The organism is Lentzea jiangxiensis (assembly GCF_900104175.1).
GTDB classification, from domain to species: Bacteria; Actinomycetota; Actinomycetes; order Mycobacteriales; family Pseudonocardiaceae; genus Lentzea; species Lentzea jiangxiensis.
On record NZ_FNIX01000023.1, the window covers coordinates 18,175 to 43,168 of the forward strand.

Sequence of the window (24,994 nt, forward strand, 5' to 3'; positions counted from 1 at the left end):
CGCGGTTGGACTGTGGCTGCTAAGCCTTGGGTGTGGTGCTCCAGGGGACTGGGTCGGAGTCTCCGACCCAGCCTCCCGGGCCGAGCACAGACTGGTAGGAGCCCTTGTAGCCGAGCCAGTGCAGGATCAGCAGGTTGAGGTACTGGCGGCTGAGCAGCCAGACGTCCGTGGCCAGGCCCTTGAGGTGATAGATCTCATCGTGGGGTGAGTTTGGGTGGACGATCCTGTTGCGGACCTTGTTCACGGTCGCCGGACCGTCGAGTGGAGCATCGGTCGTCGACTCGTCCGTTGCGAACCGCATGAGTACGGGTTGGCGCCTGGCGTCGATGGCCGTGTCAACTGATGCGTCCTGCAGAAGCAACCGAATGCGTCCATCGGTGTTCGGAGTCTTGTACTGGTTATTGCTGAACTGACGCGTGAGCTTGAGTTCGACCCAGCTCAGTAGTTCCAGTGCGGAGAAGACGGTCGTGGTCCGCTGCTCGACTCGGCCGGTGTTGTTCGCCTCGGTCGCCATGGCCAGCAATAGCCGGATTGTGTTTGTCCGGTCGGGATCGGTAAACGCGGCGTACACACAGGACAGCAGTTCGTGGAGGTGATGGGTGTAGCTGTAGTACAACCAGGCGAGGCCGCCCTTGTGGCCCGGTTCGCAGAACAGATCGCCCCACTGTTGCCATCTGATCACGTCGGAGGGGTCGTACCCGACCGGGACCGCAGGACAGACCCAGCGTCCGAATGCGAAGGACATTCCGAAATGGAGTGTCTGCAGCAGCAGTTCAAGCTCCGCGCCGGTGAACTTCTGACCATCGGTTCTGACGATCTCCATGACGTGGGTCATCACGAAGTTCTGGTCGCGACCGAGGATCTCCCAGACTCGCGAGTGATCTTCGCGGGCATCCAGGGTGAGGTGCCACGGCCCCAGTTCGAACCGCCACCGCCCCGTGAACCAAAACTTACTGCCGCCCCGTTCGCTGTACAGCACCGTCGGGCTGTGGATGCGCGGAAGATTTATCCAGTGCACGAGCACGCGGTGCAACGGCGCGGTGTCGTCACCGACGGTCTGACCGCGCACGGAACCTTCGGTCGAGTTTCGCTGCAACCCCGCCAGGTCCTGTGCGCCGGTGGGAAGCACGACACGAACTTTGGCTCCTGACTCATCGAACGTCTCCACGGGCCAGCGCGTCGGTGGCGGAGCATCCAAGCGCCACACCGTACGAAGGCCGGAACCGCACCTCAGCAACACCCGGCCAGGCAGTTCTTGGCCGTCCTGCTCGCCCAGAGATCCTTCGTACAGAACGAGGTCTTCGCCGGGTTCGTTGAACGGAAAGGCTGGCCTCAGGGGTGCTTCACCCTCGTGCTCTTCAGTCAAGGCTGCTTGTACTCTTACTTTCTTTCGCGCACTACGCCGCTAGAGTCCATCGGGCTTGCGATCCGCACGTTGCTCAGCTGTTCGGTTCGGTGAAACAGTCGAGCACTAGGCGGAGCAGAGCATCACGGGTCGCGCGACCTGCAATACGCTGTCATGGAAGACCGTTAGCAGGTCGCGGACCTGCACGGCTGACAATTTCTCCGCGGTCAGCTGAGTGCGGTGTTTCTTGTAACTGAGCCCAGGTTGGACTATCGCCACAGTGCCTTGGACGAGGGGGCGGCTTCGTGCGAAGGACAGGTTCTCTGCTCTGCCTGCGGCACCGCAGATCACGAGCAGCTGCCTTATTCGGCCGTGCACGACGGTCGCCTTGGGTTTTGATGCTCCGGTGAGGCGTTTGCCGAGCTCGGTCCAGAAGCCAGGATCGGTGATCCAGCGTCGGCTCTTGATGGCCTGTGCCACGACTTCTTGAAGGTCGGTGACGCGCACCGACGCCGTCTTGCCGCCTGCGTACTTGGCGTGCCATAGCCCCACTGAGACAGCTGTGCCGTCGATCTCGATGACTACGTAGTCGGCGAACTCGCCACCGCCGTCGTTGTGCAAGATCCACCGGTGCTGGCCCCGCTTCGGTTGGGCGAGCAGGTAGGTCTCCAGCTCCTCGTGGATGGATCGCCCTTTGCCGTTCTCCGCGGCCTTCTTACGAGTCTCAGCCTCGAGGTCCACGCCGGTCCAGCTGAGCGAGCTGTATTCCATGTTCGGCAGCGGTCGGGTCGTTGACCTGCCGTTGACGATGACGCTGCCGTGGACGGTGTCGCCATTGCCGAAGAAGATCGTGGGAGGCCTATCCGTCAGCAGGTCGCTCAAGCTGACCGCTACGCCGTACCCACGGCTGACCAGGAGGTCATCTCCAACAGCGGTGGCTTCTGCTGTGAGGTCGAGCTCTCCGGTCCACACCACGCGGCGAGTGTCCTCGGATGTGATCAGGGCGCGGAGTACGAGACGGTCGCGGCCGGGCTGGACCATGTCTGCTTCGAAATCGAGCGCGTCCAGGGGCCCGACGTCTTCGATCGTCCAGCCCATCCCGATCAGCGCGGGATCGAGCTCGACCGCGATCGGTAGCTCGATCGGCCATGCCGTCAGCCTTGTTCCGCGATTGACCTGGGGGAGCAACTGGCCTGTCTGGGCACCTGGCGGGAACCAGTAGCGCTCAGCCAGCTCGTCTAGGAACGCCTCATAGCGCAGCAGTGCGCTGTACCGGGTCTCCCAGTACTTGCCTTTGGCTGTGGCAACGCCTGCGGTGAAGGTGCCTTCGTCGCCGGCTACCTGAATCATCGCATGGCCCAAGGAGCCGTAAGCGGTGTCGACTTCGCGCAGACCGCGGTCGACGCCTTTGCCAGCGAACATCCGGTAGCTGGTTGTACCTGTGGAGCCGCCGTAGTTGTTGCGCAGGCCGACGGATGAGACGGATTGCCTGGTCAAGCTGTCGAACGCGGCTTGCAGCTTGCCCGGGTCGGCGAGGTCGCTGCGCTTTCGGACGTCGATGAGGTCGAGAAGGTCGCGGCCGAGCCCGTTGTCTTCGACGTTGACGAACAGAAGATCGGGACGGTCTGTTCTGGTGGCGTCTCGGCGGGACACCAGGTGCAGCTGATATCGAGGCGAATCGAGGCCGGGTGCGTTGTGCCATGCCGGCCGCTCGACGGACTCCGTGATCACCATGAGGGTAGTGCCGGCAGGGTTCAAGCCCGAGTAGAGGATCAGCTTTCCTCTGAGAGCTTTGCCTACGCGCAGATCTTCGTGGATAACGCCGTCCTCGAACGCGCGGGATGTCGTGTCGATTCGCGGGCGTAGTTCGCGGATCACGGCTCGGCGCAGTGGTTGCACCGCGTCTAGAGCGAGGTCGGGGGGAGCGTCATCGAACTGTCTTGCGTACTGACGGTTCTCACGGTGGTTTTGGATCTCGTCGTCGATGATGCCGGGTAGCACGGTGACCCAGTCTTGATCCTCGCCGTACAGGTTGCGAACGACGCCCTCCAGCTCGGGGAAGACGTCGATGTCCTTGGCGGTGACGAGAACGGAGGGCTGTGGGTACCTATCGTCGACTCGGGCCAGCCTTCCGATCAGCTGTGCTGTGGCGGGCAACGACCGGTGCTTGTCGTGATAAGCGAGGAGTCTCAGGCTTGGCAGGTCGAAACCCTCGATCAGCATGCCGACCACTGATACAGCTCGCAGTCGGCCGGACCGAAGGTCTGAAGTGATCTGTCTCTGGCGGGCGGAGGACAGTCCTGAGTGGAGCACTTCGATGTCGACGTCGGCCGCCCGGTATAGCTGTGCGAGCTGGGCTGCTCGTTGCCTGGACGCTGCGCGAACCAGCAGGGTGCTGCTCTTGTGCTCGTCGGTTTTGAGAAGTTCGACCGTGGCTTCCAGTACGGCCTGATCGGTCTCGTCGCGGGTTCCCCAGTGGGTCTGGTCGAGGATGACCGGCTTGATCGGTTTGAAGATGTGCTCTTCGAGTGCCTGCCGCAGGGGGTAGTGGTAGACGTGCTCGCCAGGAAGTCTTTGACCGTCAAGTCGCCGTGGCGTTGCCGTGAGGAGGACGGACCTCGCTTGGTCGAAGCGCTCGAGGATCGCGCGCCACGTGGTAGCGGTGCTGTGATGTGCCTCGTCAATGATAATCAGGTCGAAGAGGTCGGCAGGTGGCGGCGAGTCGATGTAGTGAACAGGGCTGATGGTTCCAGGTGAAGCGACGACGACCTCGTACTGGTCGATGTCTGTCCAGTCCTGTACGCGAGCCTTGAGCTCGAGAACTCGCGGTGCGCCGCCATCGATGGCGCCGATGCGTTGCAGCAGGGAAAGATCGCAGAAGGCGCTGCTGAGCTGCTGACGCAGTTCTATCGAAGGAACAACGGCAAGTACCCGTTTCGCGGACAGCAAGAACGGCGCGGCCAAGGCGACGGCGGACTTTTCCGGTGCCGGTGGGCAACGAGATCAAGGCAGGTGTGGTTCGTGGAAGAGACCAGTGGGCGAGCAAAGCCGCCAAGGCGCCGCGCTGAGGGTTGCGCCATCGAGGTGTGGTCGCCGATTCGTACAAGGTGAATCGGATGTTCTCGAACGACCAGAGGTTCGACTGCAGTTCCGCCACCGTGGCCCCTCCCGTTCGACCGCGCTACAGGAGAGCCTCGCTTGCCCCTGTGTGCGAGCCATCGATCTGAACAGGCCTTTTCGTTAACCGGGCTAGTTCAAGTTCACCCATTAGGAGGAATGAGTGCAACGTTTCAGGCACAGTGCTTGCCGCCGACCAGCTGTGTTAAATGCATTCGGCGGCGACGGTGGTTATCGCAGGTGCACACTGGAACCGTGGACAGACAGCCGGTTCACGAAGACCTTGAGCGTGCGCGTGCGACGGCCCGCGCGCTGCTGGAGGGTCTGCGCTGGCGTTGCAGTCCTTATGGTGCTGAGCCGGGCGAGTGTCCTGTGATGACCACCAGCGTGCAGTCAGCCCTGCACTTGTTTCTTGGCCGGTCGGCCGCCGACCGCGCGCACGCCGAGCTCCGCGAGCAGAGCGCGCAGGGCGTCTGCGGTGGCTTGCCGGTCACTTCGGCCTCGCCGTTGCGGAAGCTGACGCCGAAGTCGTGCACGACGAGTTCTTTGTAGATGCTGGACGTGAACGTCATGCGCCACCACCTCAGCGGCGGCCGCGGTGGTTAGGCCGGCGACCTTGCCATCCGGGGAGCACCTCGAGAGTCCCCCGCATGCGGGGAGCACGGCCAAGCCCGGTCCCCTGTGGTCGAACCTGTTCGGACCACCCCCGCGCGTGCGAGGAGCACCTCGACCCGGCGCACCACATGCCGATGGAGCCGGGACCACCCCGCGTGTGCGAGGAGCACTGCGACAGCGCCACTATGGTGATCCCGAGTTTTGGACTACCCCGCGCGTGCGAGGAGCACCAGCGCAGCGCGGTCGGCTACTACGACTTGACGGGACCACCCCCGCGCGTGCGGGGAGCACCGAGTCTCACAGGCGGCCGATCCAACTGACGGCTGACCACCCGCGCATGCAGGAGCACGCGGCGATCTGCCGACTGCTCCTCGACGCCAGCGGACCACCCCTGCGTGTGCGGGGAGCTCTAGGTGAACACCAGCTGGACGTGCGGCGCCGCCGGACCACCCCCGCACGTGCGGGAGCACCCCGCCGTCGGGGGTGTAGCGGGCGAGACGGCAGGACCACCCCCGCGCGTGCGGGGAGCACCGCACGATCCTTGAGGACCTGCTCGCCGAGCCGGGACCACCCCCGCGCGTGTGGGGAACACCCGGTGCGGGAACTGGTCGTTGACGATGACCAGGGACTGCCCCCGCGCGTGTGGGGAACACCCGGTGCGGGAACTGGTCGTCGACGATGACCAGGGACCACCCCCGCGCGTGCGGGGAACACGGCTGGTGGCTCCCGGCCCCGGCCGCCCGCTACGGACCACCCCCGCGCGTGCGGGGAACACATGCTCGCCAGCGAGAACGGCGGTCTGGTCTACGGACCACCCCCGCGCGCGGGGAACACGACCCCGCCGCCATCGTCGAGGGCGGCCCCGAGGGACCACCCCCGCGCGTGCGGGGAACACCGCAGTCTCCGGCGCCGCAACAGGGTGGGGTGCGGACCACCCCCGCGCGTGCGGGGAACACACTGTCCAGTTTGGACCCGACGCTCTTGCCCTCGGACCACCCCCGCGCGTGCGGGGAACACGGTCTCCCTCAGGTTGCGGATGACGGGGGTTCAGGACCACCCCCGCGCGTGCGGGGAACACTGCGCGGACACGGTGTACCCGACCCGGACGGCGGGAGCACCCCCGCGCGTGCGGGGAACACCGGCCGGTGTGTGGCGGCGGCATCGTCATCCGCGGGACCACCCCCGCGCGTGCGGGGAACACCTCCGGCGCGCCACGTCGGGCCCTATCCACCCCGGACCACCCCCGCGCGTGCGGGGAACACGGCATGCTCGGCCTGTCCGGCATCTGAACCGCGGGACCACCCCCGCGCGTGCGGGGAACACACCGCAACACGCCGGGCGGCATGGCAGCCAGAAGGACCACCCCCGCGCGTGCGGGGAATACGGGTGCAGCGGGCCGAGGTACCGGCCGGCCTTGGGACCACCCCCGCGCGTGCGGGGAACACCAGCACTGGCAGATCCTGCGGGCGCTGGACCGGGGACCACCCCCGCGCGTGCGGGGAACACAGCGACGTGGCCGCGCCGACGTACAAGATCGCGGGACCACCCCCGCGCGTGCGGGGAACACCCGGTAGGGCCGCCGCCCGAGCCTGAGATCGACGGACCACCCCCGCGCGTGCGGGGAACACCTTCTCCCAGTCGTCCTCGGTGAGCTCGATGGCGGACCACCCCCGCGCGTGCGGGGAACACCACTTGTTGACCAGCGCAGTTGTGAAGCCAAGTACTGATTTAGCTTTAACTTTGTTCGACGTCGACGAGCCTGGTCTCAAGCACCCTTCCCTGGATGCTATTCAGCTACGGATAGCTTGAACGATGATTCCACCACCAGGCTCACTATGAAGCTGCTGGTCAGCCGTGTTCCCATGTTCTGGTGCTCCCGCCTGCAGTCCGGCCTTGCTCTCAGAGCTGAGTTCCGACCGACTGCACGAGGTGGCCATCGGTTTGAGGAGTCGCTGAAGCAACTCGCTGCACCCGTGCCGGACAGGTGCAGCAGCGGAACGTCGGTACGCGAGCCGTTCATGACCTGGCGGGATGTTGTGCCGCCGAGTTCAAGCAGCGGCTCTGCTCTGGCTACTTTGCGAACAGCGACTAAGTACTAGTAGGCTACCTGAACTTGATGGTCTACCTCACACACTCTCTGCGCGGTTGCGGAGGTGTTCCGAGCGACTAGGTACTAGTTGTGCTCCTCCCCGCTACAGCGGGGTAAGACACTCATAGCGGTCAAGAGGACAGCGCTGCTGTTCGCATATAAGCGAACAGCCCCCGCGGCAACGGGGGCTGTCCTTGCTCCCTCTCCCACGCGTGCAGGAAGGCAGCAGTTAGACATGTTACGTCGTCCACCGCAGGACCCCGGAAGTGCAGACGGTCAGCCCCTCCTCACTGGAATAGCGCTACTGATCTGCGCACTCTCCGCAGGCATCAGCCTGATCGCCGGAGCTGGCGCCGCCGCCGGAGGCTGGCTGTGGGCCATCGGGCACATGAGCCCGACCGCGAGCGCCGTGACTGCGGTAGCGGCCGGACTGCCAGTGGCGATGCTGACTTTTCTCAAGGTCGCGGATCGACTGCATCGCCTGGTGAAGTAGGCGAAGGCTTACCGGCCGCTCGGCCACACGCACACTACGCCATTAGGGCGAACATGCGTTCGAAGTGTCAACCGTGATCGTTCGGTCCGGTAAGAGGTATGCCTGCAGATCCGCTCAAGGCTTGCGAGAGGACGAATGGCTGACAAGGTCGCCTGGCTATCCACATGGGCCAAGTCCGTGTGTGACGACCGGAGGCGGGTGACGCACTGGTTGCCGTTGCATCAGCATCTCGACGACTCGGCTGCGGTAGCGGGGCGGTTGGTGGATTGCTGGCTGCCGCGGCAGGTGCTGCATCGGATCGCCTGTGATCTTCCGGATGGCCTGGAGGGTGTGCGTACGCTGGCCTGCTGGCTCGCCGCGGTGCATGACGTCGGGAAGTGCAGTCCGGCGTTCGCCGTACAGGTTGACGAGTTGGCGGACCGGATGCGGGAACACGGTCTGGTCGCCCACCCGGCGTTGGCGAGGGATCCCGAGCGCCGTGCGGCCAGCCATGCCCTGGTGGGACACGTCGCTGTGCGGGACTGGCTTGAGCGCCGTCACGGCTTCTCCCGCAGAGGCGTCGCCAACCAACTCGGTGGCGTGGTGGGCAGCCATCACGGTGTGAGCCCCGAGGACGGTCAGTTGCGGCTTGTCCGCAGCCGACCTGACCTTCGCGGCACCGGTCCTTGGGAGCAGGCGCGGGAGTTGTTCCTGGAGCGCGCGTCGCGGGGGGTTGATCTGCAGCGGTATCGCGATGTCCGGCTGAGCCTGCCCAGTCAGGTGTTGCTGACCGCGATCGTGATCGTGGCGGATTGGATCGCCTCCAACGCCGACCTGTTTGCGTTGTATCCGATTTCCACCGCCGGCGACGCCCCGGTCGAGCTGACCGGCCAGGAGATGCGGCAGCGGCTGGACACGGCGTGGGCGCGGCTGGATCTGCCGTTGCGGTGGACAGCGCAGCCTCCCGGCGTGGATGTCGATCAGCTGTTCCGCGATCGGTTCGACAGCCGGGCGGCGGGTGCGCGGCCGGTACAAGCCGCGACTGTCCAAACAGCCTCGGGATTGACGCGACCGGGCTTGGTCATCGTCGAGGCGCCGATGGGTGCGGGCAAGACGGAGGCGGCGTTGATGGCCGCCGAGGTCTTGGCCGCGGCGTCGGGTGCGGAGGGATGTTTCGTCGCGTTGCCGACGCAGGCGACGACGAACGCGATGTTCGAGCGGGTGCGTGGGTGGTTGGAGCGGCTGCCGGGCCGCGACGGTGCGGTCAGTGTGATGCTGGCGCACGGCAAGGTCTCGCTCAACGACGAGTTCGCCGGCCTGGTGCGAGAGGGCCGGTTCCGCGGGGTCGGAGACTCCGATGACGCGTGGCTGGTGGCGCACCAGTGGCTCAGTGGGCGGAAGAAGGGTGTGCTGGCGTCGTTCGTGGTCGGCACGATCGACCAGGTTTTGTTCGCCGGGTTGAAGAGCAGGCATCTGATGCTGCGGCATCTGGCGTTGGCGGGCAAGGTCGTGATCATCGACGAGGTGCACGCTTACGACGTGTACATGTCGCAGTATCTGCACAGGGTGCTGCATTGGCTGGGCGCGTACGGGGTGCCGGTGGTGCTGCTGTCGGCGACGCTGCCCGCCGGCCGCCGCGCGGAGCTGCTCGCGGCTTACGACAGCGGTACCGGCACCACAGCGACGCGCGTGCACGACCGGGATCCCGGCTATCCGGTGGTGGTGAGCTCGGGGTCAGCGCCGCGGGTGGTGCTGCAGTCCGGCGCACGGACCGAGGTACAGCTTGATCATCTTGCCGACGATCTCGACACGCTGGTCGCGTACCTGCGTGAGTACCTGGTCGACGGTGGATGTGCGGTGATCGTGCGCAATACCGTGACGCGGGTGCAGGAGACGGCCGCTCGGCTGGAAGCCGAGTTCGGCAGTGAGCACGTCACGGTGAACCACTCGCGTTTCCTCGGCTGCGATCGCGCGCGCATCGACCAGGACCTGCTACGGCGGTTCGGCCCCCGCGGCCGGCGCCCGGCACTGCACATCGTGGTGGCCTCGCAGGTGGTGGAGCAGTCACTCGACGTCGACTTCGACCTGATGGTCACCGATCTCGCGCCGGTGGACTTGGTGCTGCAGCGCCTCGGGCGGCTGCACCGCCACGAACGAGACCGCCCGGCGCGGTTGCGGACCGCGCGATGCGCGCTGACCGGGACACAGGCGTGGCAAGCGGACCCGGTGCGGGCTGTGCGTGGGTCTCGTCGTGTCTACGGCGAGCACACCCTGTTGCGTGCCGCCGCGTTGCTGCACCGCAACGTCCGCGAGTCGATCACTCTGCCGAGCGACATCTCCGCATTGGTGCAGCAGGCCTACGGCGAGGACCGGGTCGGACCGAGGAGCTGGCAACAGGCCATGGACGAGGCCCGCGTCGCCTCCGAAGCGTTGTCCCGCAGGAGGAAAGACGCCGCTCGCGCGTTCCTGCTGGATTCGGTCGGAACCGGTAACCGGACTCTGATCGACTGGGTCCGCGCCGGTGTCGGCGACACCGACGATGATCACCAGGGTGCGGCGCAGGTCCGTGACGGCGAGGAGTCGCTGGAAGTCCTTGTCGTGCAACAGGACGTGGACGGCGGCCTCATGACTGCGGAGTGGATCGAGCGGGGCGGCGGCGAACCGGTGCCGCTGGACTCGGCGGTCGAGCCGAAACAGGCGCGTGTGATTGCGGCGTGCGGTGTGCGGCTGCCGTTGGCGATGTGTCACCCCGGCATCGTCGACGAGGTGATCGCGGCGCTGGAGGCCAACCGGTTCACCAGCTTCTGGCAGACGCCGCTGTTGAAAGGTCAGCTCGTGCTGGTGCTCGACACCGACCGCAGCGCGGTCGTGCGGCACGGCAAGGCTGATTTCCGAGTGACCTACGATCCGCGTCGAGGACTGATGCATGAGCGAGGATGACCGGCGCTCTTTCGATTTGATCAGCCAGCCGTGGCTGTCCGCGCGAACCACGGCAGGGACGACGGAACAGCTGTCGCTTGCGGGTGTGTTCCGGCGTGCACATGAATTGACCGGGCTTCTCGGTGATGTGCCGACGCAGGTGTTCGCGCTGAGCCGGCTGTTACTCGGCGTGCTGCACGGCGCGATGCGCGGACCGCGTGACATCGACGAGTGGGAGGCGCTGTGGGAGGCCGACAGTCTGCCCGCTGACACGATCGAGCAGTACCTGCGCCGACACGGTGACCGGTTCGACCTGCTTCACCCCGAGACGCCGTTCTTCCAGGTCGCCGGGCTGCACACCGCGAAGCAGGAGACCTCGGAGCTGAGCAAGCTCATCGCCGACGTCCCGAACGGACATCCGTTCTTCACCACCCGCCTGGGTGGCCGGCTGTCGTTGTCGTTCGCCGAGGCGGCGCGGTGGGTGGTGCACGCGCAGGCGTTCGATCCGTCGGGGATCAAGTCCGGTGCGGTCGGTGACAGCAGGGTCAAGGGCGGCAAGGGTTATCCGATCGGCGTCGGCTGGAGCGGCCTGCTCGGCGGAGTTCTGCCGGAGGGCCGGACGCTCAAGCAGACCCTGCTGCTCAACCTGATTTCCCGCGACTACGGTGCGCTGGCCCGCCGGGCGGACGAGGACCTGCCGGTGTGGGAGCGCCCGCCCGTCGGCCCCGCCGAAGAAGAGCCTGGTGGACGCGCTGCGACGGGTCCGGTCGATCTGTACACCTGGCAGAGCCGCCGCATCCGTCTCGTGTGCGAAGGCGAGCGGGTGGTCGGGGTGCTGATCTGCAACGGTGAACGCGCCACACCGCAGAACAGGCACAACGTCGAGCCCCACACCGCGTGGCGGCGTAGCCAGGCCCAGGAGAAGAAGCTCGGCGTCGCGCTGGTCTACATGCCACGCGAGCACGAGCCCGAGCGTGCGATCTGGCGTGGCCTGCAGTCACTGCTGCCCGGTGCCCGTGCCACCCAGAGCACCGACGCCGCGGCCTACCTGTCGCCGACGGTGCTGGAGTGGATCGGCCGGGTCGACAACGAGATCGGGCTGGACCTGGCGGTGCGGGTCCGCACGATCGGGATGACCTACGGCGCCCAGAGTTCCACCACCGCGGACATCATCGACGACGCCCTGTCGTTGCATCCGATACTGCTCCGCCAGGACGCCACCGACCTCGCCGGTGTGGCGGTGTCGTGTGTCGCGGCCGCCGAGTCCGCGGCGAAAGCGCTGGGGGGCCTGGCCCGTGACCTCGCCGCCGCGGCGGGCTGCGGACGCGACGAGCGGGAAGGGCCACGCACACGGGCGATCGAGTCGGCGTTCGCCGAGCTGGATCCGCGGTTCCGGACGTGGGTTGCTGGCCTGCGGGCCGACACCGAGGTCGTGGCCGCGCAGGTCGAATGGCACGAGACGGCCAACGCGGTCATCCGCGAGCTCGGCGATTATCTGATCAGCCGTGCCCCGGCGAAAGCCTGGAGGGGCCGCGCGGTTGACAAGCGGCTCGTGACCCTGTTCGACGCCGACCGGTGGTTCCGTGCAGGGCTGCGTAAGGCGTTGCCCCTGGCTTACCCCGCTCCGGCCCCGGTCGTGTCATGACCGTGGGGAAAGGACCCGAGATGTCCACTGCAACGACCACGAAACTGAAGTGGCGCGATCTGCACGATGTCGGCACGGTTGTACACCAACGCATCCAGGCGCTCCAGCAGGGCGTGCTGGCCAACAGGTCCTCTGCGGTCGCCGCGCTCGCGCGGCTGCGCCGTGGTGCCGGCAAACCGGTCGGCAGTGTGCACGACATTCTGCAGTACACCCTGGCCGAGGAGTTCGTCCCGTTCGGAGCCGGTAACGATCCGACGGTCGAGGAGACCGCGGCGCACATCAGCATGACGCTGTGGGCGCTGCACCAGCAGTCCCAGCGCACCGGGATGCACCAGCGCGGTCACGGATTGGGCCGGGCGGTGCGCCGGCTGCACCCGGACGACCCCGGAACAACCCCTGGGCCCGTAATGCGCCGGTTCCAGACACTCGGCACCGCCGACAGTCTCGACGAGCTGGTCCACCACACCAGGGGAGTGGTCCAGCTGTTGCGCGCCAAGGCGTTCCCGCTCGACTACGCCCTGCTGGCCGATGAACTCGTGTGGTGGCAGCGCCCCCGCGGTGCCGCGGGGGTCCGGCTGCGCTGGGGCCGCGAGTTCTACCGCGCACCCCAGCCCGACGACGCCTCTTGACCCCAGTATTGAAGGACGATTCTCATGGCTCGCACCATCATCGACATCCATGTCATCCAGACCGTGCCGCCGAGCAACCTCAACCGCGACGACACCGGCAGCCCCAAGACCGCCATCTACGGCGGGCAGCGGCGGGCCAGGGTGTCCAGCCAGGCTTGGAAGCGCGCCACCCGCCACGCCTTCGCCGGGCTGCTCGACGACTCCGAGCTCGGCGTGCGGACCAAACGCGTGGTCGAGCTGCTCGCGCAGGAAATCACCGCCCAGGACGCCGGACTCGCCGAAAGTGCCGTCGAACTCGCCACCGAGGTGCTCACCGCGGCCGGTATCACGGTCAAGGCACCTCGCAAGGCCGACGCGTTGCACGAGGCCGAGTTCCTGTTGTTCTTGAGCCGCCGGCAGGTGCAGAACCTGGCCGAGCTCGCCATCACCGCCGCCCATGACGCCGGCGAGGGCAAGGTCGCGGTCGACAAGAAGGAAGCACGGGCACGGGCCGACCGCGAGCACTCGGTGGACGTGTCGCTGTTCGGGCGCATGGTCGCCAACGCGACCGATCTCAACGTCGACGCGGCCGCGCAGGTCGCGCACGCGCTGAGCGTGCACGCGGTGGACAACGAGTACGACTACTTCACCGCCGTCGACGACCACAAGAACGCCGACGACATGGAGGACGCCGGCGCCGGGATGATCGGCACCGTCGAGTTCAACTCCTCCACCCTGTACCGCTACGCCACCGTCGACGTGAACCGTCTGCAGGACAACCTCGGTGACGCGCAGGCGACCCGTCGCGCGGTCGAGGCGTTCGTGCGGGCGTTCGTGTCCAGCATGCCCACCGGCAAGCAGAACACCTTCGCCAACCGCACCCTGCCCGACGCGGTGCTGGTCGTGGCCCGCGAAACGCAGTCGATCAATCTCGTCGGCGCGTTCGAGGAGGCCATCTACGCCCAGACCGGCCGGATCGCCGAGGCCATTCAGCGTCTCACCGATCACGCCCGCGACCTGCACCAGGCCTACGACGAGCAGCCCGTCGCCGCTTGGGCGTTCGGTGTCGGCGACAAGAAGGTCGCGCCGCTGTCCGAGCTCGCGCAGCGCAGCACCTTCGACACCACTGTGACCGAGGTGGGCGCGCTGGTCGCCGGGCGCCTGGCGGCACAGCCGTGACCAGCCTGCTGCTGCGGCTGGGCGCGCCCCTGCAGTCCTGGGGCACCTCCAGCAGGTTCGTGCGCCGCAACACCGACCGCGCACCGAGCAAGAGCGGCGTGATCGGACTGCTCGCCGCCGCCCAAGGCCGCCGCCGCACCGACCCGCTGGAAGACCTGCTCGACTTGCGCATCGGCGTCCGCGTCGAACAACCCGGCACGATCGAACGCGACTTCCAGACCGCCCGCACCCACGACGGCACGACCTCGATGCCGCTGTCCTACCGCTTCTACCTCGCCGACGCCGTGTTCCTCGTCGCCATCCACGGCGAACCCACACTGCTGGAAGGTTTCCAGGAAGCGTTGCTGCGACCGGTGTTCCCACTGTTCCTGGGGCGCCGCTCCTGCCCGCCCGCGGGCAAGCTGGTCCAGGGGCTACGCGAAGGCGACGTCGACACCGTCCTGGGTGCCGAGCCGTGGCTGGCCTCGTTGTGGGTGCAGAAGAAGAACCGTGCCGCCGAGATCGTGCTGGACACCGTGACCGACTGCCCCGCAGACGAGCCCGGCAGCGAACTTGTTCGTGACGAGCCGCTGAGCTTCGACCCCCGCGAACGCCGCTATGGGTGGCGCACCGTACGGCACGGCCGCGTCACCATCCCCAACCCGGCCCACCGCCCCGCACCTGCGGCCGCCGCCAGCGATCCCCTCGACCCGATGGCAGCGTTCGAGGAGATGTTCTGATGCACCTGACCCGATTCGAGATCAACCCCGCCCGTCGCAGCGCCCGCGACCTGCTCGCCTCACCGCAAAAACTCCACGCCGCGGTGCTCGCCGGCTTCCCCACCCTGGCCACGGCACCGGCCGAGAACGGGCGGGTGTTGTGGCGGCTCGACCAGCGCGACCACCAGGCCCTGCTCTACATCGTCAGCCCGCACAAGCCCGACCTCACCCACTTGGTCGAGAACGTCGGCTGGCCCACCACGCACGGTTGGGACACCCGCGACTACACCCGCCTGCTCGACCGGCTCAACGAAGGCGACGAATGGGCGTTCCGGCTCAAAGCCAACCCCGTGAGCAGCCGCCGCAAATCTGATGACGCCATGCGGACACAGCGATACGGGCACGTGACCGTGGCACAGCAAACCGACTGGCTGCTCACCCGGTCCGAGCGCCACGGCTTCAGCATTCCCCGCGGCGACCACAAAGAGCCCGACGTCGCCGTCCGCGGACGCGAACACCTCAAGTTCCAGCGCCAAGGACGCACCATTACCCTCGCCACCGCCGTGTTCGAAGGCCGCCTGGAGATCACCGACCCCGACGCGCTGCGGCACAGCCTCACCCACGGAATCGGCCACGCCAAGGCCTACGGCTGCGGCCTGCTCACCCTCGCCCCGGTGAAACGTGTCTGACATCCCCGGTGCCAGACCGGTGCCACTGTCGCAACTCGTCCGCGCGCAGGACCGGCTGACGTTTCTGTACCTGGAACACTGCGTAGTACACCGCGACGCCAACGCCATCACCGCACGCGATGCCAAAGGCGTCGTGCACATCCCGGCGGCGACACTGGGCGCGCTGCTGCTTGGACCGGGCACCAACGTCAGCCAGCAAGCGATGCTCCTGCTCGCCGAAAGCGGCTCGACCGCGGTCTGGGTCGGCGAACACGGCGTGCGCTACTACGCACACGGCCGTTCACTGGCCCACTCATCGAGGTTGCTGGAAGCCCAAGCAGCGCTGGTGTCGAACCAGCGGTCGCGACTGCGTGTCGCCAGGCAGATGTACGACATGCGCTTTCCCGACGAGGACACCAGCACGCTGACCATGCAACAACTCCGCGGCCGCGAGGGCGCCCGCGTGCGACGGCTGTACCGGCTGCACGCCCAGCGCACCGGCATCAGCTGGGACCGCCGCGACTACGACCCCACCGACCTCGCCGGCGGCACCCCGGTCAACCAAGCCCTGTCCGCGGCGAACACCAGCCTGTACGGCGTCGTGCACGCGGTCATCGTCGCACTCGGCTGCGCACCCGGACTCGGGTTCGTCCACACCGGCCACGTCAAGTCGTTCGTCTACGACATCGCCGACCTCTACAAAGCCGACATCAGCATCCCCATCGCCTTCGACATCGCCGCCCGCGAGGTCGCCGACATCGGCGCCGAAACCCGCAGAGCAGTACGCGACCACATGCGTGACGGCGCGTTCCTCGAGACCTGCGTACGCGACATCCGCACCCTGCTACGCGAAGACGACGAGCTCATCGAGTACGGACCGGAAGCCTTCGACGACGTCGACGTGGTGCGGCTCTGGGACTCAGACGGACGCACCGTAGCCGGAGGCACCGCCTACGGAGACGACGAATGACCGTGATCGTGGTCGCCGCCTGCCCCGTCGGATTGAGGGGACACCTCACCCGCTGGCTGCTGGAAATCTCACCCGGTGTCTTCGTCGGGAAAGTAACCGCACGAGTCCGCACCCTCATGTGGATCCGCGTACTCGACATGGTCAGCACAGGACGAGCGATCATGGTCCACTCAGCGGACAACGAGCAAGGACTGTCCTTTCAAGTCCATGACCACAACTGGAAACCGGTCGACTTCGAAGGGATCACGCTGATGTTGCGCCCCGCGGCCGATACCGAGAACGTCGGCGAACCATCCGAGCCGCGGCGGCAAGGATGGAGCAACGCCAGTAAACGACGACGCTACAGACGCTGATCTTCAAAGCTGAATCAAAAACACACTTCGCTCCAACAAACAGCGTGGTCAGGAAGTGTGCTCCCCGCGCACGCGGGGATGGTCCCGTGTTCCGCCCCAACCGGTGCAGTGCCGCCTTGTGCTCCCCGCGCACGCGGGGATGGTCCGCAGTCGGAGCAGAGTCCGGAGCGGGTGTAGTGGTGCTCCCCGCGCACGCGGGGATGGTCCGTGGGCGACCAGCCGGCAGAGGGCGTTGAGCGTGTGCTCCCCGCGCACGCGGGGATGGTCCCGAGGTGGACGGCGCGCCCTGCCCGGCGTGCTCCCCGCGCACGCGGGGATGGTCCCGGCAAGGGCTACCCCACGCTGCGCGAGGCATTGTGCTCCCCGCGCACGCGGGGATGGTCCGGGTCTGCTCGCCGAGATCCGCCAGGCCGGCCGGTGCTCCCCGCGCACGCGGGGATGGTCCCAGGCGGTGCTCGACGGGCGGGACATTGCCGGGGTGCTCCCCGCGCACGCGGGGATGGTCCCAGCAGGAAGGCGGCGGTGCCGCCGGGGATGTCGTGCTCCCCGCGCACGCGGGGATGGTCCCGTAACGCGGCACCGCTGGGTGCCACGTGCTATGTGCTCCCCGCGCACGCGGGGATGGTCCCGGCGACGCCGTGCGCTCGGCGAACTCGCGGCAGTGCTCCCCGCGCACGCGGGGATGGTCCATCGGGCCAGAAGGTTCGCGTGCTGACCGGGGAGTGCTCCCCGCGCACGCGGGGATGGTCCCTTGGGCAACATGCTCAACATAGAACGCATCTTGTGCTCCCCGCGCAGGCGGGGATGGTCCCTCGCTCCCGGCCTACACGCCCGGAAGCGCCGCGTGCTCCCCGCGCACGAGGGGATGGTCCCGCCTCTGCCTGGTCGTTACGCCGGCGTGTCTGGTGCTCCCCGCGCACGCGGGGATGGTCCGTTCGTGGGCCCGGTCGCGAAGACTGTCGGCGCGTGCTCCCCGCGCACGCGGGGATGCTCCCAGGCCGGTGAGGAACCCCGACACCGACATGCCGTGCTCCCCGCGCACGCGGGGATGGTCCCTGGGGGTCCTCCTGGTCGAGCTTGTCCAGCTCGTGCTCCCCGCGCACGCGGGGATGGTCCGACACGGCACGCCGTCACACGCGTAGGTGCAGGGTGCTTCCCGCGCACGCGGGATAGTCCCGACGCGGAGAAGCTGGTCTCCTCGATCCGCAAGTGCTCCCCGTGACGCGAGGATGGTCCCAGGCCTCCGAGTTCGCGGGCTTCGAGGATGCCGTGCTCCCCACGCACGCCGGGGTGGTCCTCGCTGGCGCAGCTACCGGCGGGCGGTGGCCTCGTGTTCCCCGCGCACGCAGAGGTGGTCCGACCTCGCGCGCAAGGCCGACGTTGTCCACGCGTGCTCGCGGGGGTGGCCGAGCTTCAACCGGTCGAGTCTGTGACGAACCCGCTGGGCGCGTCCCAGAGTGTGATCAGGTCAAAAATTAGGTCAGGCTGGTCGAGACTGAGCGATCACTGCTGCCCGCCTCAAGGTGCAGACGTCCGCTGGCCGGTCGACCACCACGTGCTGACGCTTAAGTTCCCTCTCGCCCGTCATCGCCCGCCTCGGCGTTGACCACGGCGTTGACCACGGCTCCGGCCTGGGCACAGTCCGCTGGCCGGTCGAACGCAACTTCGCCTGCCTCAAAAGTCTCCGACGACTCCGCGTCCGCACCGAACGGCGAGCCGAGGTCTATCAGGCCATGCTCAGCCGCGCCTGCCCAATCATCTGCCTGCGCAAACTCATTCTGAGCTGATCACTGAGGCCGGTGGCGAGTGTGAACCCGACCAGTTGCACACTTCGGGCCCGAGAATGTCGGCCCGCCTCACGGCTGGGACGTGCGGCGCAGTCGGCGTTCAGGTAGCCCGTTCTGGTCAGATGCGACGCAGTGCCTCAAGGACGCGGTCCAGGAGCGCAAGATGCTCGTCGTCGGAGCGCTGTCCTTGCAGCGCGGCCCGGAGTGCCGCTGCGCGCTCTTGGTTGACGTCCAGTGGCTCAGCCAGAAGCCCTGCTATGTCGAGATTCCCCAAACAGGGCAGGTACTGCGTCAGCGCGTCGTGGTCGATGCCGCCACCGAGGGGGAACATCGGCCGCTGTCCTTGATGGTCGGGGTGACCTCCATGCGCATGAGAGGGTGGGCAGATGGCAGGCCAGCTACAGATCCAGCCAATCAAAGGACTCCATCGAGACGAAGTGCAAGCTCAAGGCGGCCGTCTCGGCGAGCTGGCGGCCAGCGGTGCCAAACGACGCTCACCAGGTCTGCTGCACCTGATGGTCGCCACGTCGGAGATCCGTCCGTGTTGGCGGTCATCGTGGTGGGCCCGGTTCGGTGCGACCTGCCGACTCTATTCGGTCCTCCGCATCACGCTGGACAGAATCGGCTCGGCTTCGGTTCGCAGATGCGGTTCGAGCAGGTCCCAGTCGCTGCCTTCGCCCACGATCCAGAGGTAGCGGCAGATCGCGGACAGGAGAGCGAGATGGCCGCTGCGGGTGTGCAGTTCGGGCATGTTGCGGATCCGGCGGGCGGTTGCCGGATGGAGAAGGCTGTTGCAGTAGAGCGTGGCGAGGTCGTACCCGGCGAACATGGGACGCCAGCTCTCCCAGTCGAGGATGCACATCTGCGGTCGGCGCAGATTGGCCCAGTGCAAGTCCGCGTGTGCGGTCGTCCAGCTTACATCCGCGAAGACGTCCTCGGACAACGTGATGCCGAAGTGGTGCTCGACGCCTCGGATGGTGGAGGCCACCGCGCCCAGCTCGTTGTGCCATTCCACCGGATGCGCCGCCAGCGCTGCCAGCGACCGGCGAAGGTCCTGCCACCAGGTGTCGGACAGTCGGGGGGCGTCGTGCAGCACGCCGCCGGGGGCGACCGTCGTCCCCGGGGCGAGGGTCATCACCTCGCCCCGGAGACGGCGGCCCCGCAGGTACTCGTCGTTGTTCTGCCAGTCGTGCCACCGGAGAACCGCTGGTTTGGAGACGCCACGGATCGAGTTGGCGGCGACGTTGCCGTCCCAGCGGCACACGGGCTCGTAGTCGGCGTCCTCCACCACGACCCTCAACCAGACGTCACCGTCCTGGTCGCGGGCGACTGCGCCCGAGGAGCGCATGTCGAAGGTGTTCACCGACTCTCCGACCACGCTCACGTCCAGTGCAGTCGCTGCCGAGTCGAGCTGTGTGTCAAGCCAGACCCGTCGTCGCTCGACGGCTTTCTCGATCTCCAGGGCGTCCATGCTCACTTCTTGTGGAACTCGCCTTCTTTACCCCAACTGCCGCCCTTGCGGCCCCAATCCACGCCGCCGGCCTTCACGCTCGTCGTGGTTCTGGCGGCCACGACCTGTGCCCACCCAGTGTCCCCGTTGGACACGACGCGCACCATTCGTTCCAAGACCGTCATCTGCTTCCCTTCCCATGAAGTAGTTCGGCAAGCGCCAGGACAGGCGCTTGAACCGTATTTCGACAGTGATCGGTCTCGGTCGCGGCGAAGGTGCCGTGTTCGAAGAACCGATCACCCGCGTGCGCGCCCTGACAGAACGAGAAGAACTCACACGTCTGCTTGCAGGTGGCCAGCGCGGCCGTGAACTCCCGGACGTACAGAAGTTCTGCGGCGCGCTGCACGATCGTGGGCAGGTCGTCTTGCAGTACGTTGCCCGCGATGAAGTCGTCGTAGGCGGTGCTGCGAACCCCGAGCAGCTCCGGCGACAGCAGCACCACATCCCCGTTCCAGCCGATCGTCGGAATGGGGTCGTGCCGGGAGTCCGCATCGCGCTGCTCCTGTGTCAGGCCGAGGAACCCCCACAGGTTCGAGACCTCCCGCACGGTCACGTCGGTGTTGCGGCGGCACCACTCGAACGTGTCACGCCAGAACCGGCGGGCGTGGTCGATCGAGGGTGTCTGTCCGTCGGAGTTCGCGCCTTCCTTGGCTTCGACGTTGAACCCGACCCACGAGGTGCCCAGCTCTCGCATGAAGTCCAGGACCTGCGCGGCCTGTCCGGTGCTGTTCTGGCTGACGACCGCCAGGACAGTGAAAGGGATGCCGCGTCGTTTCAACGTCTCGATGCCTGCCATGGTCCGGTCGAACATCGGCCGGCCACCGCGGTCGACGCGATGGTGGTTGAGTTCACGAGGTCCATCGATGCTCACGCCCACGCCGATCTCGTACTGCACGAACACGTCGCACCAGGCGTCGGTGATCGGCCTGCCACCGCCAGTCTGGACCTTGTGCCGCACGCGCCCGGCAGGCGCAGGGACTCGAAGGGCTGCAGCAACTCCACAAACCGCTCGAGCCCGACCGCCAACGGCTCGCCGCCGTGCCACACCACCTCGACCGGCTCCCACGACGCGGCGATGCCGTCCGCGATCGCGGTGGCCACCTGAGGCGTCATTTCTTGCTTGAGGTGCCGTTCGAGCAGGTAGCAGTAGGTGCAGTCCATCGGGCACAGCGTTGTGGGCTGGACGACGATGGTCTTGGGCTGTTCGGCCAACCACGGGGCCATCGCTCCTCCGGTGCGTTATCGCGGACGTGACGCCGAGAGTTGAAAGCCGGGTTCGTTCGGGACGATTCAAATATGGTGTGGACGGCGACCACGCGGCAGATGACAGGCACGGACACGGGAGGACATCGATCATGTCCGGCGACGCCGCTGCGACCGGCGACGGGAGGCGTCCGACGCCGAACCTCGTGCTGATCGGCCGACGGCAAGCCAAGGGGTGGGGGCGCGACCGGCTCGCCAGGGAGTTCGAGCGGCTCGGTCGCCAACTGGACCTCACGACGCCTGAGCTGGGCGCCATGGCCAAGGCCATTTACCGGCACGAGACCGGCAGGGCCGCGGTGCGCGATGAGGTCTACATCCAGCTGTACTGCGCCGCGTTCGAGGCCACACCGCATGAGCTGTTCGGCACCCTCAGTGCGGGTGCGGCGAACAGCCGGGTGTGCGGTCTCACGAGCCACAAGTTCGTGCCGGTGCACCTCGGCCTCGAACTGCTCTGCAGGCTCATCCGACGAGCGGATCTCGTACCCGGCTCGGTGCAATGGGCGGAGTGCCATGTCGGACAGGTCGACCATCCGGCCGGTCGCTGCGAGTTGTACGCGTTCCCATGGGGTGTCGCGGTCTTTCACCTGGCGGAGGAGCTGAGCGTTCCGAACATCGCCAGCCTGGCGATGTGGCGTCGGCAGACCTACCGGGAGACCCGGCAGTGGGCGACCGAGTGGCTGCGTGAGCGGACCGGCTCTGACACACCCATCGCGCACTACGTGCTGTCGGCCTACTGGCTGCACGAGTCACCGTGGAGTGGCCAAGAGCTCGACACCGCGATGCGGTTGTTGAGCATGCCGCGCGTCCTGCTCGACCGCGGAACGGACGACGCCGAGCCTTCCCTGCACCACGCGGAACTGGTGGAGCAGACCCTGCTACGCGAAGGATTCCACGACAGCCGCATCGACGAGTTCGGCATCCGCGGCTTGTCCATCGGCTGCGCGAGCTGGGCAGGGCTCAGCTACTACCCACAGGCGACAGGACGAGCACTCCAAGTCTCTGACCTGGTCGACTGCGAGCTGCTGGTCCAGGCGTTGTGGTGCTACTGCCACCGCGTGCACGAGCAGGTGGAACAAGGATGTGATCCAGTTGTTCCACCTGAGTACGGGTGGCGTTGGATTCGGGCGGTCAGGTCGCGGTTGACCATGACCAGGCCGCAGGAGACGGCGCAACACGCCGCGATGCGGCGGGCGGTGCTCGAGACCAGCGAGCTGGGCAAGCACCTGACGACCGCGCTGGAGCTGCTGCGAGACACGAGCGGAGAATGATCAGGTGGACCTTGCCCAGAGCGTGCTGGTCGTCGTCGATGTGCAGAACGGCTTCGTGTCCAGCAAGTCAGCGCCCATCGTTCCGCACGTGACCGACGTCGTGCGTCGCTGGGAACAAGCCGGCGGCGCGACCGTATTCACCCGATTCGTCAACCACCCCGGATCACCCTACGAGCGGCTGATCAACTGGTCGCGGATGCAGACCTCCCCCGAGATCGACATCGTCGACGACCTGGTCCCGGCCTTCCGGCGCGCGGTCACGGTGCTGGACAAGCCGATCTATTCGCTGTTCACCGAGCAAGGCGCCGCGACCGTGGCGCAACACGGCTGGACCGACATCGTGATCGTCGGGATCGCCACCGAGTCCTGCGTGCTCAAGACTGCCTGCGACGCGTTCGAACGTGGCCTGACCCCCTGGGTCGTCAAGGACGCGGTCTACAGCCACGCGGGACAGGAAGCACACGAGGCGGGCCTCCTCGTGACCAGCCGGTTCATCGGGCGCCGCCAGCTCATCGACGCCGAGGACCTCTTCTCGCACAAGCTGGTGACGACCTCGTGACCCGGCCGGTAGCGGTGATGGACATCGACGGCACCGTGGCCGACGTCCGGCATCGCCTGCACCTCCTCGACTCCGACTCGCCGACCAAGTGGGCGGACTTCTTCGACGCGGCCAACGACGACCCGGTGCTCCCGCACGGTGCCGAGCTGGCACACAAGCTGGCCGTCGACCACGACATCGTGTGGCTCACCGGCCGGCCGGTGCGGCTGGCCGAACTGACGCGTCGATGGCTCGCTGAACAAGGCCTGCCGCCGGGCAACCTGGTGATGCAACCGCACGGTGACAAGCGGCCAGCTCGTTTGGTGAAGCTCGAACGCGTTCTCGAGCTGCAACGGCAACACACGGTCGTTCTGGTCGTGGACGACGATCCTCGCGTCGTCAGCCAGCTCAGGGAGGCCGGACTTCCTGTCCATCACGCCACCTGGGCGCCCTGGTCACCAGCACTGGGCAATCAGTAGACCGCACCCAGAGCGGATGAGCTTTGCAGGTGTATGACCGCGAGGTTTTGCCCGCCCATCCGTGTAACTCTTGCCGGGGACCAGCAGTCGAGGCTTGCGCGACCCGGCCCGTGACGGCTCAGCCCGGTCATCTGCCGGGCCGAGCCGAAGGCGTCAGGACGAAGCCTTGCCTGATCCAGCGCCGCTCACCCATGTTACGAACCCGCGACCAGACATCTTCGCGAAACTAGCCGGTCTTCGTCGGCGGGCCTTGAGTCGCGAACACTGATTTGGCCAGTGCCGAACCTAACCGCAACGTAGTCGCTCTCGGCCGGTGTATGAGGACTTGAACCATGGTGAAGTCGACGTCGTGAGCCGAGGCGCTTCTCGTCGCCGGCTCCCTCATCGCGAGCGCCGAGATCGGTCCACCGCCGAAGCCCGAATTCTAGGAAGTTCCGTGGAAGGGCACAGCTTCGCGATGAGGTGGAAGATCAAAGGATCGACCACCTACGGTCGATCGAGTCTCCCATTTGAGCGATCCGTCGCTTGACCTCCGCAGCTTGGGGGGTTCCCGCTGCGGACTTCCGCGCGTTCGTTGTGATCATCCTCAGCTCGCGGAGATCCCTGAAGACCTCATAGTCCCTCCAGTCCCGGACATCACGCCCGTAGCGCTCGCAGAAGACGTCGTACTGCTCCTGAGGAAACCCGAATCTGCGGCAGTGGACTTCGATCGTCACGAGGTCCCATTCCACCGGGCCGAAGACCGCGCTCTCCCAATCGCAGAGAACGGCGCCACGAACTTGCTTGTTCCATAATGTGTTGCGGTGTTGAGGGTCGCCATGGATGAGTCGATGCTCACCGTGCTCGGCCTGCTGCAGCCTAACGGTGATGTCGGTGAGGTACTCCTCCAGTCGACTCCGCTCGGCGTCGGAGACGATCTTGCTGGCGTCGATGGAGTGCCGGATCGCCCCCAGTGCATCCAGCCGTGGCAGGTCAACCGGTGCCGTTTTCAGCCTGTGCAAGCAGGAGAGCGGCTCGGCGATCTCGCTGGTCGGCACCTCATGGTCCTGGGGAAGAAAGCGCCAGAAGGTCACCGTGCAGCCGGCCAGATGCATCGGCTGCTCGACATCGAGCAACGGAACTGTGGGCACGTGTTCTTCGGCCAGCCAGCGCACCAGCCTGACTACCTCCTCGGTGTGCCGGATGCTGGGGCGCACGACCTTGACGACCACGGGCGCTGTGACGAGGCGGTATACGGCGTTCGTCTGGTGTCGGAGGAGGATCATGCCCGTTGGGTCGAAGCCTGCCCGTCGGCATGCTTCGGCCGCGACGGGTTCGGTGCGATCGGGGTCGAACGTGGACTCGGTGAGGTGCGGAAGCTCGCGGATCGCCGCCATCAGGCGCTGTTGCTCGTCGGTGCCACGAGCTCGCGGAGTTCGCTGACTGCGGGACGCTGCTACCGCTGCGTCGGGATCGCCTGCACAACGTCGGT

General features: G+C 66.8%; 21 protein-coding genes, 1 pseudogene and 2 CRISPR repeat arrays. Of the genes and pseudogenes, 13 read left to right on the plus strand and 9 right to left on the minus strand.

The annotated features are described in order from the left end of the window. Positions 1 to 19 precede the first annotated feature (19 nt). From BLQ91_RS35000 to BLQ91_RS43670, 3 genes and pseudogenes are all read right to left on the minus strand, one after another. The gene (locus tag BLQ91_RS35000) at positions 20 to 1,366 is read right to left on the minus strand and encodes a YopA family protein (protein ID WP_143022980.1); all 1,347 of its coding nucleotides are present in this window, start codon (positions 1,364 to 1,366) and stop codon (positions 20 to 22) included. Positions 1,367 to 1,471: 105 nt separating this feature from the next. Then, positions 1,472 to 3,886, minus strand: a complete 2,415-nt coding sequence (locus BLQ91_RS35010) for a DEAD/DEAH box helicase (protein ID WP_342670686.1) — start codon at positions 3,884 to 3,886, stop codon at positions 1,472 to 1,474. A 57-nt stretch (positions 3,887 to 3,943) separates the two neighbouring features. Beyond that, positions 3,944 to 4,312: pseudogene (locus BLQ91_RS43670) on the minus strand (DEAD/DEAH box helicase family protein); the annotation flags it as partial. Positions 4,313 to 4,837: 525 nt separating this feature from the next. Between BLQ91_RS43670 and BLQ91_RS41815 the strand changes: the two are divergent. The 10 genes from BLQ91_RS41815 to BLQ91_RS43905 all read left to right on the plus strand — a co-directional run bounded on the left by BLQ91_RS41815 (position 4,838) and on the right by BLQ91_RS43905 (position 18,465). Further along, positions 4,838 to 5,014, plus strand: coding sequence for a hypothetical protein (locus tag BLQ91_RS41815; protein WP_176960119.1), 177 nt, complete (start codon positions 4,838 to 4,840; stop codon positions 5,012 to 5,014). 930 nt (positions 5,015 to 5,944) lie between these two features. Next, a CRISPR array of direct repeats spans positions 5,945 to 6,766; the repeat unit is 28 nt; unit sequence GGACCACCCCCGCGCGTGCGGGGAACAC. 1,028 nt (positions 6,767 to 7,794) lie between these two features. Continuing rightward, positions 7,795 to 10,578 (plus strand): CRISPR-associated helicase/endonuclease Cas3, encoded by a 2,784-nt coding sequence (locus tag BLQ91_RS35015; protein ID WP_090104095.1) that lies wholly within the window; start codon positions 7,795 to 7,797, stop codon positions 10,576 to 10,578. Then, on the plus strand, positions 10,565 to 12,202 hold the full coding sequence (gene casA, locus BLQ91_RS35020; RefSeq protein WP_090104097.1) for a type I-E CRISPR-associated protein Cse1/CasA: 1,638 nt from the start codon (positions 10,565 to 10,567) through the stop codon (positions 12,200 to 12,202). Before BLQ91_RS35015 ends, casA begins: the two co-directional genes overlap by 14 nt. Before the next feature lie 20 nt (positions 12,203 to 12,222). After that, positions 12,223 to 12,831: a type I-E CRISPR-associated protein Cse2/CasB gene (gene casB / locus BLQ91_RS35025; RefSeq protein ID WP_090104099.1), complete on the plus strand. Its 609-nt coding sequence runs from the start codon at positions 12,223 to 12,225 to the stop codon at positions 12,829 to 12,831. 24 nt (positions 12,832 to 12,855) lie between these two features. Next, a complete protein-coding gene (gene cas7e, locus BLQ91_RS35030; RefSeq protein ID WP_090104101.1) occupies positions 12,856 to 13,989 on the plus strand; it encodes a type I-E CRISPR-associated protein Cas7/Cse4/CasC in 1,134 nt (377 codons plus the stop codon). Next, positions 13,986 to 14,708, plus strand: a complete 723-nt coding sequence (gene cas5e, locus BLQ91_RS35035; protein WP_090104103.1) for a type I-E CRISPR-associated protein Cas5/CasD — start codon at positions 13,986 to 13,988, stop codon at positions 14,706 to 14,708. Before cas7e ends, cas5e begins: the two co-directional genes overlap by 4 nt. Further along, the gene (gene cas6e, locus BLQ91_RS35040) at positions 14,708 to 15,376 is read left to right on the plus strand and encodes a type I-E CRISPR-associated protein Cas6/Cse3/CasE (protein ID WP_090104105.1); all 669 of its coding nucleotides are present in this window, start codon (positions 14,708 to 14,710) and stop codon (positions 15,374 to 15,376) included. Before cas5e ends, cas6e begins: the two co-directional genes overlap by 1 nt. A gap of 19 nt (positions 15,377 to 15,395) precedes the next feature. Continuing rightward, positions 15,396 to 16,325 carry a type I-E CRISPR-associated endonuclease Cas1e gene (cas1e, locus tag BLQ91_RS35045; protein ID WP_245734117.1) on the plus strand — a complete coding sequence of 310 codons (930 nt, stop codon included), beginning with the start codon at positions 15,396 to 15,398 and terminating at the stop codon, positions 16,323 to 16,325. Beyond that, the gene (gene cas2e / locus BLQ91_RS35050; RefSeq protein WP_090104110.1) at positions 16,322 to 16,678 is read left to right on the plus strand and encodes a type I-E CRISPR-associated endoribonuclease Cas2e; all 357 of its coding nucleotides are present in this window, start codon (positions 16,322 to 16,324) and stop codon (positions 16,676 to 16,678) included. The genes cas1e and cas2e overlap by 4 nt, the downstream gene beginning before the upstream one ends. 57 nt (positions 16,679 to 16,735) lie before the next feature. Continuing rightward, a CRISPR array of direct repeats spans positions 16,736 to 17,795; the repeat unit is 28 nt; unit sequence GTGCTCCCCGCGCACGCGGGGATGGTCC. A gap of 514 nt (positions 17,796 to 18,309) precedes the next feature. Continuing rightward, positions 18,310 to 18,465: a transposase gene (locus BLQ91_RS43905; protein ID WP_425412574.1), complete on the plus strand. Its 156-nt coding sequence runs from the start codon at positions 18,310 to 18,312 to the stop codon at positions 18,463 to 18,465. Positions 18,466 to 18,583: 118 nt separating this feature from the next. Here the strand turns inward: BLQ91_RS43905 and BLQ91_RS35055 are convergent, their stop codons facing one another. From BLQ91_RS35055 to BLQ91_RS42280, 5 genes are all read right to left on the minus strand, one after another. Further along, positions 18,584 to 18,796 (minus strand): hypothetical protein, encoded by a 213-nt coding sequence (locus tag BLQ91_RS35055; protein WP_090104112.1) that lies wholly within the window; start codon positions 18,794 to 18,796, stop codon positions 18,584 to 18,586. A 258-nt stretch (positions 18,797 to 19,054) separates the two neighbouring features. After that, positions 19,055 to 19,936, minus strand: a complete 882-nt coding sequence (locus tag BLQ91_RS35060; protein ID WP_090104115.1) for a hypothetical protein — start codon at positions 19,934 to 19,936, stop codon at positions 19,055 to 19,057. 2 nt (positions 19,937 to 19,938) lie between these two features. Continuing rightward, a complete protein-coding gene (gene amcA / locus BLQ91_RS41820; RefSeq protein WP_176960120.1) occupies positions 19,939 to 20,100 on the minus strand; it encodes a multiple cyclophane-containing RiPP AmcA in 162 nt (53 codons plus the stop codon). Continuing rightward, a complete protein-coding gene (locus tag BLQ91_RS35065) occupies positions 20,097 to 20,876 on the minus strand; it encodes a radical SAM protein (RefSeq protein ID WP_218130517.1) in 780 nt (259 codons plus the stop codon). The genes amcA and BLQ91_RS35065 overlap by 4 nt, the downstream gene beginning before the upstream one ends. Next, a complete protein-coding gene (locus BLQ91_RS42280) occupies positions 20,843 to 21,199 on the minus strand; it encodes a radical SAM protein (RefSeq protein WP_218130518.1) in 357 nt (118 codons plus the stop codon). The genes BLQ91_RS35065 and BLQ91_RS42280 overlap by 34 nt, the downstream gene beginning before the upstream one ends. Positions 21,200 to 21,330: 131 nt before the next feature. Between BLQ91_RS42280 and BLQ91_RS35070 the strand changes: the two genes are divergently transcribed. From BLQ91_RS35070 to BLQ91_RS35080, 3 genes are read left to right on the plus strand one after another with little or no spacing between them, the layout of a single operon-like run. Then, on the plus strand, positions 21,331 to 22,506 hold the full coding sequence (locus BLQ91_RS35070; RefSeq protein WP_143022981.1) for a hypothetical protein: 1,176 nt from the start codon (positions 21,331 to 21,333) through the stop codon (positions 22,504 to 22,506). 4 nt (positions 22,507 to 22,510) lie between these two features. Then, positions 22,511 to 23,065, plus strand: a complete 555-nt coding sequence (locus BLQ91_RS35075; protein WP_090104118.1) for a cysteine hydrolase family protein — start codon at positions 22,511 to 22,513, stop codon at positions 23,063 to 23,065. A gap of 17 nt (positions 23,066 to 23,082) precedes the next feature. Beyond that, positions 23,083 to 23,523, plus strand: coding sequence for a phosphatase domain-containing protein (locus BLQ91_RS35080; protein WP_090104120.1), 441 nt, complete (start codon positions 23,083 to 23,085; stop codon positions 23,521 to 23,523). A 470-nt stretch (positions 23,524 to 23,993) separates the two neighbouring features. Here BLQ91_RS35080 and BLQ91_RS35085 read toward each other — a convergent pair whose 3' ends face one another. Beyond that, the gene (locus BLQ91_RS35085) at positions 23,994 to 24,899 is read right to left on the minus strand and encodes a phosphotransferase family protein (RefSeq protein WP_090104121.1); all 906 of its coding nucleotides are present in this window, start codon (positions 24,897 to 24,899) and stop codon (positions 23,994 to 23,996) included. Positions 24,900 to 24,994: the final 95 nt, after the last annotated feature.

Bases quoted from the DNA above. Each gene is read 5' to 3' on its own strand.
- BLQ91_RS41815 (WP_176960119.1), top strand. From the start codon at position 4,838: ATGACCACCAGCGTGCAGTCAGCCCTGCACTTGTTTCTTGGCCGGTCG.
- BLQ91_RS35015 (WP_090104095.1), top strand. From the start codon at position 7,795: ATGGCTGACAAGGTCGCCTGGCTATCCACATGGGCCAAGTCCGTGTGT.
- casA (WP_090104097.1), top strand. From the start codon at position 10,565: ATGAGCGAGGATGACCGGCGCTCTTTCGATTTGATCAGCCAGCCGTGG.
- casB (WP_090104099.1), top strand. From the start codon at position 12,223: ATGTCCACTGCAACGACCACGAAACTGAAGTGGCGCGATCTGCACGAT.
- cas7e (WP_090104101.1), top strand. From the start codon at position 12,856: ATGGCTCGCACCATCATCGACATCCATGTCATCCAGACCGTGCCGCCG.
- cas6e (WP_090104105.1), top strand. From the start codon at position 14,708: ATGCACCTGACCCGATTCGAGATCAACCCCGCCCGTCGCAGCGCCCGC.
- cas2e (WP_090104110.1), top strand. From the start codon at position 16,322: ATGACCGTGATCGTGGTCGCCGCCTGCCCCGTCGGATTGAGGGGACAC.
- BLQ91_RS35055 (WP_090104112.1), bottom strand. From the start codon at position 18,796: ATGTTCCCCCTCGGTGGCGGCATCGACCACGACGCGCTGACGCAGTAC.
- BLQ91_RS35060 (WP_090104115.1), bottom strand. From the start codon at position 19,936: ATGGACGCCCTGGAGATCGAGAAAGCCGTCGAGCGACGACGGGTCTGG.
- amcA (WP_176960120.1), bottom strand. From the start codon at position 20,100: ATGACGGTCTTGGAACGAATGGTGCGCGTCGTGTCCAACGGGGACACT.
- BLQ91_RS42280 (WP_218130518.1), bottom strand. From the start codon at position 21,199: ATGGCCCCGTGGTTGGCCGAACAGCCCAAGACCATCGTCGTCCAGCCC.
- BLQ91_RS35070 (WP_143022981.1), top strand. From the start codon at position 21,331: ATGTCCGGCGACGCCGCTGCGACCGGCGACGGGAGGCGTCCGACGCCG.
- BLQ91_RS35080 (WP_090104120.1), top strand. From the start codon at position 23,083: ATGGACATCGACGGCACCGTGGCCGACGTCCGGCATCGCCTGCACCTC.
- BLQ91_RS35085 (WP_090104121.1), bottom strand. From the start codon at position 24,899: ATGGCGGCGATCCGCGAGCTTCCGCACCTCACCGAGTCCACGTTCGAC.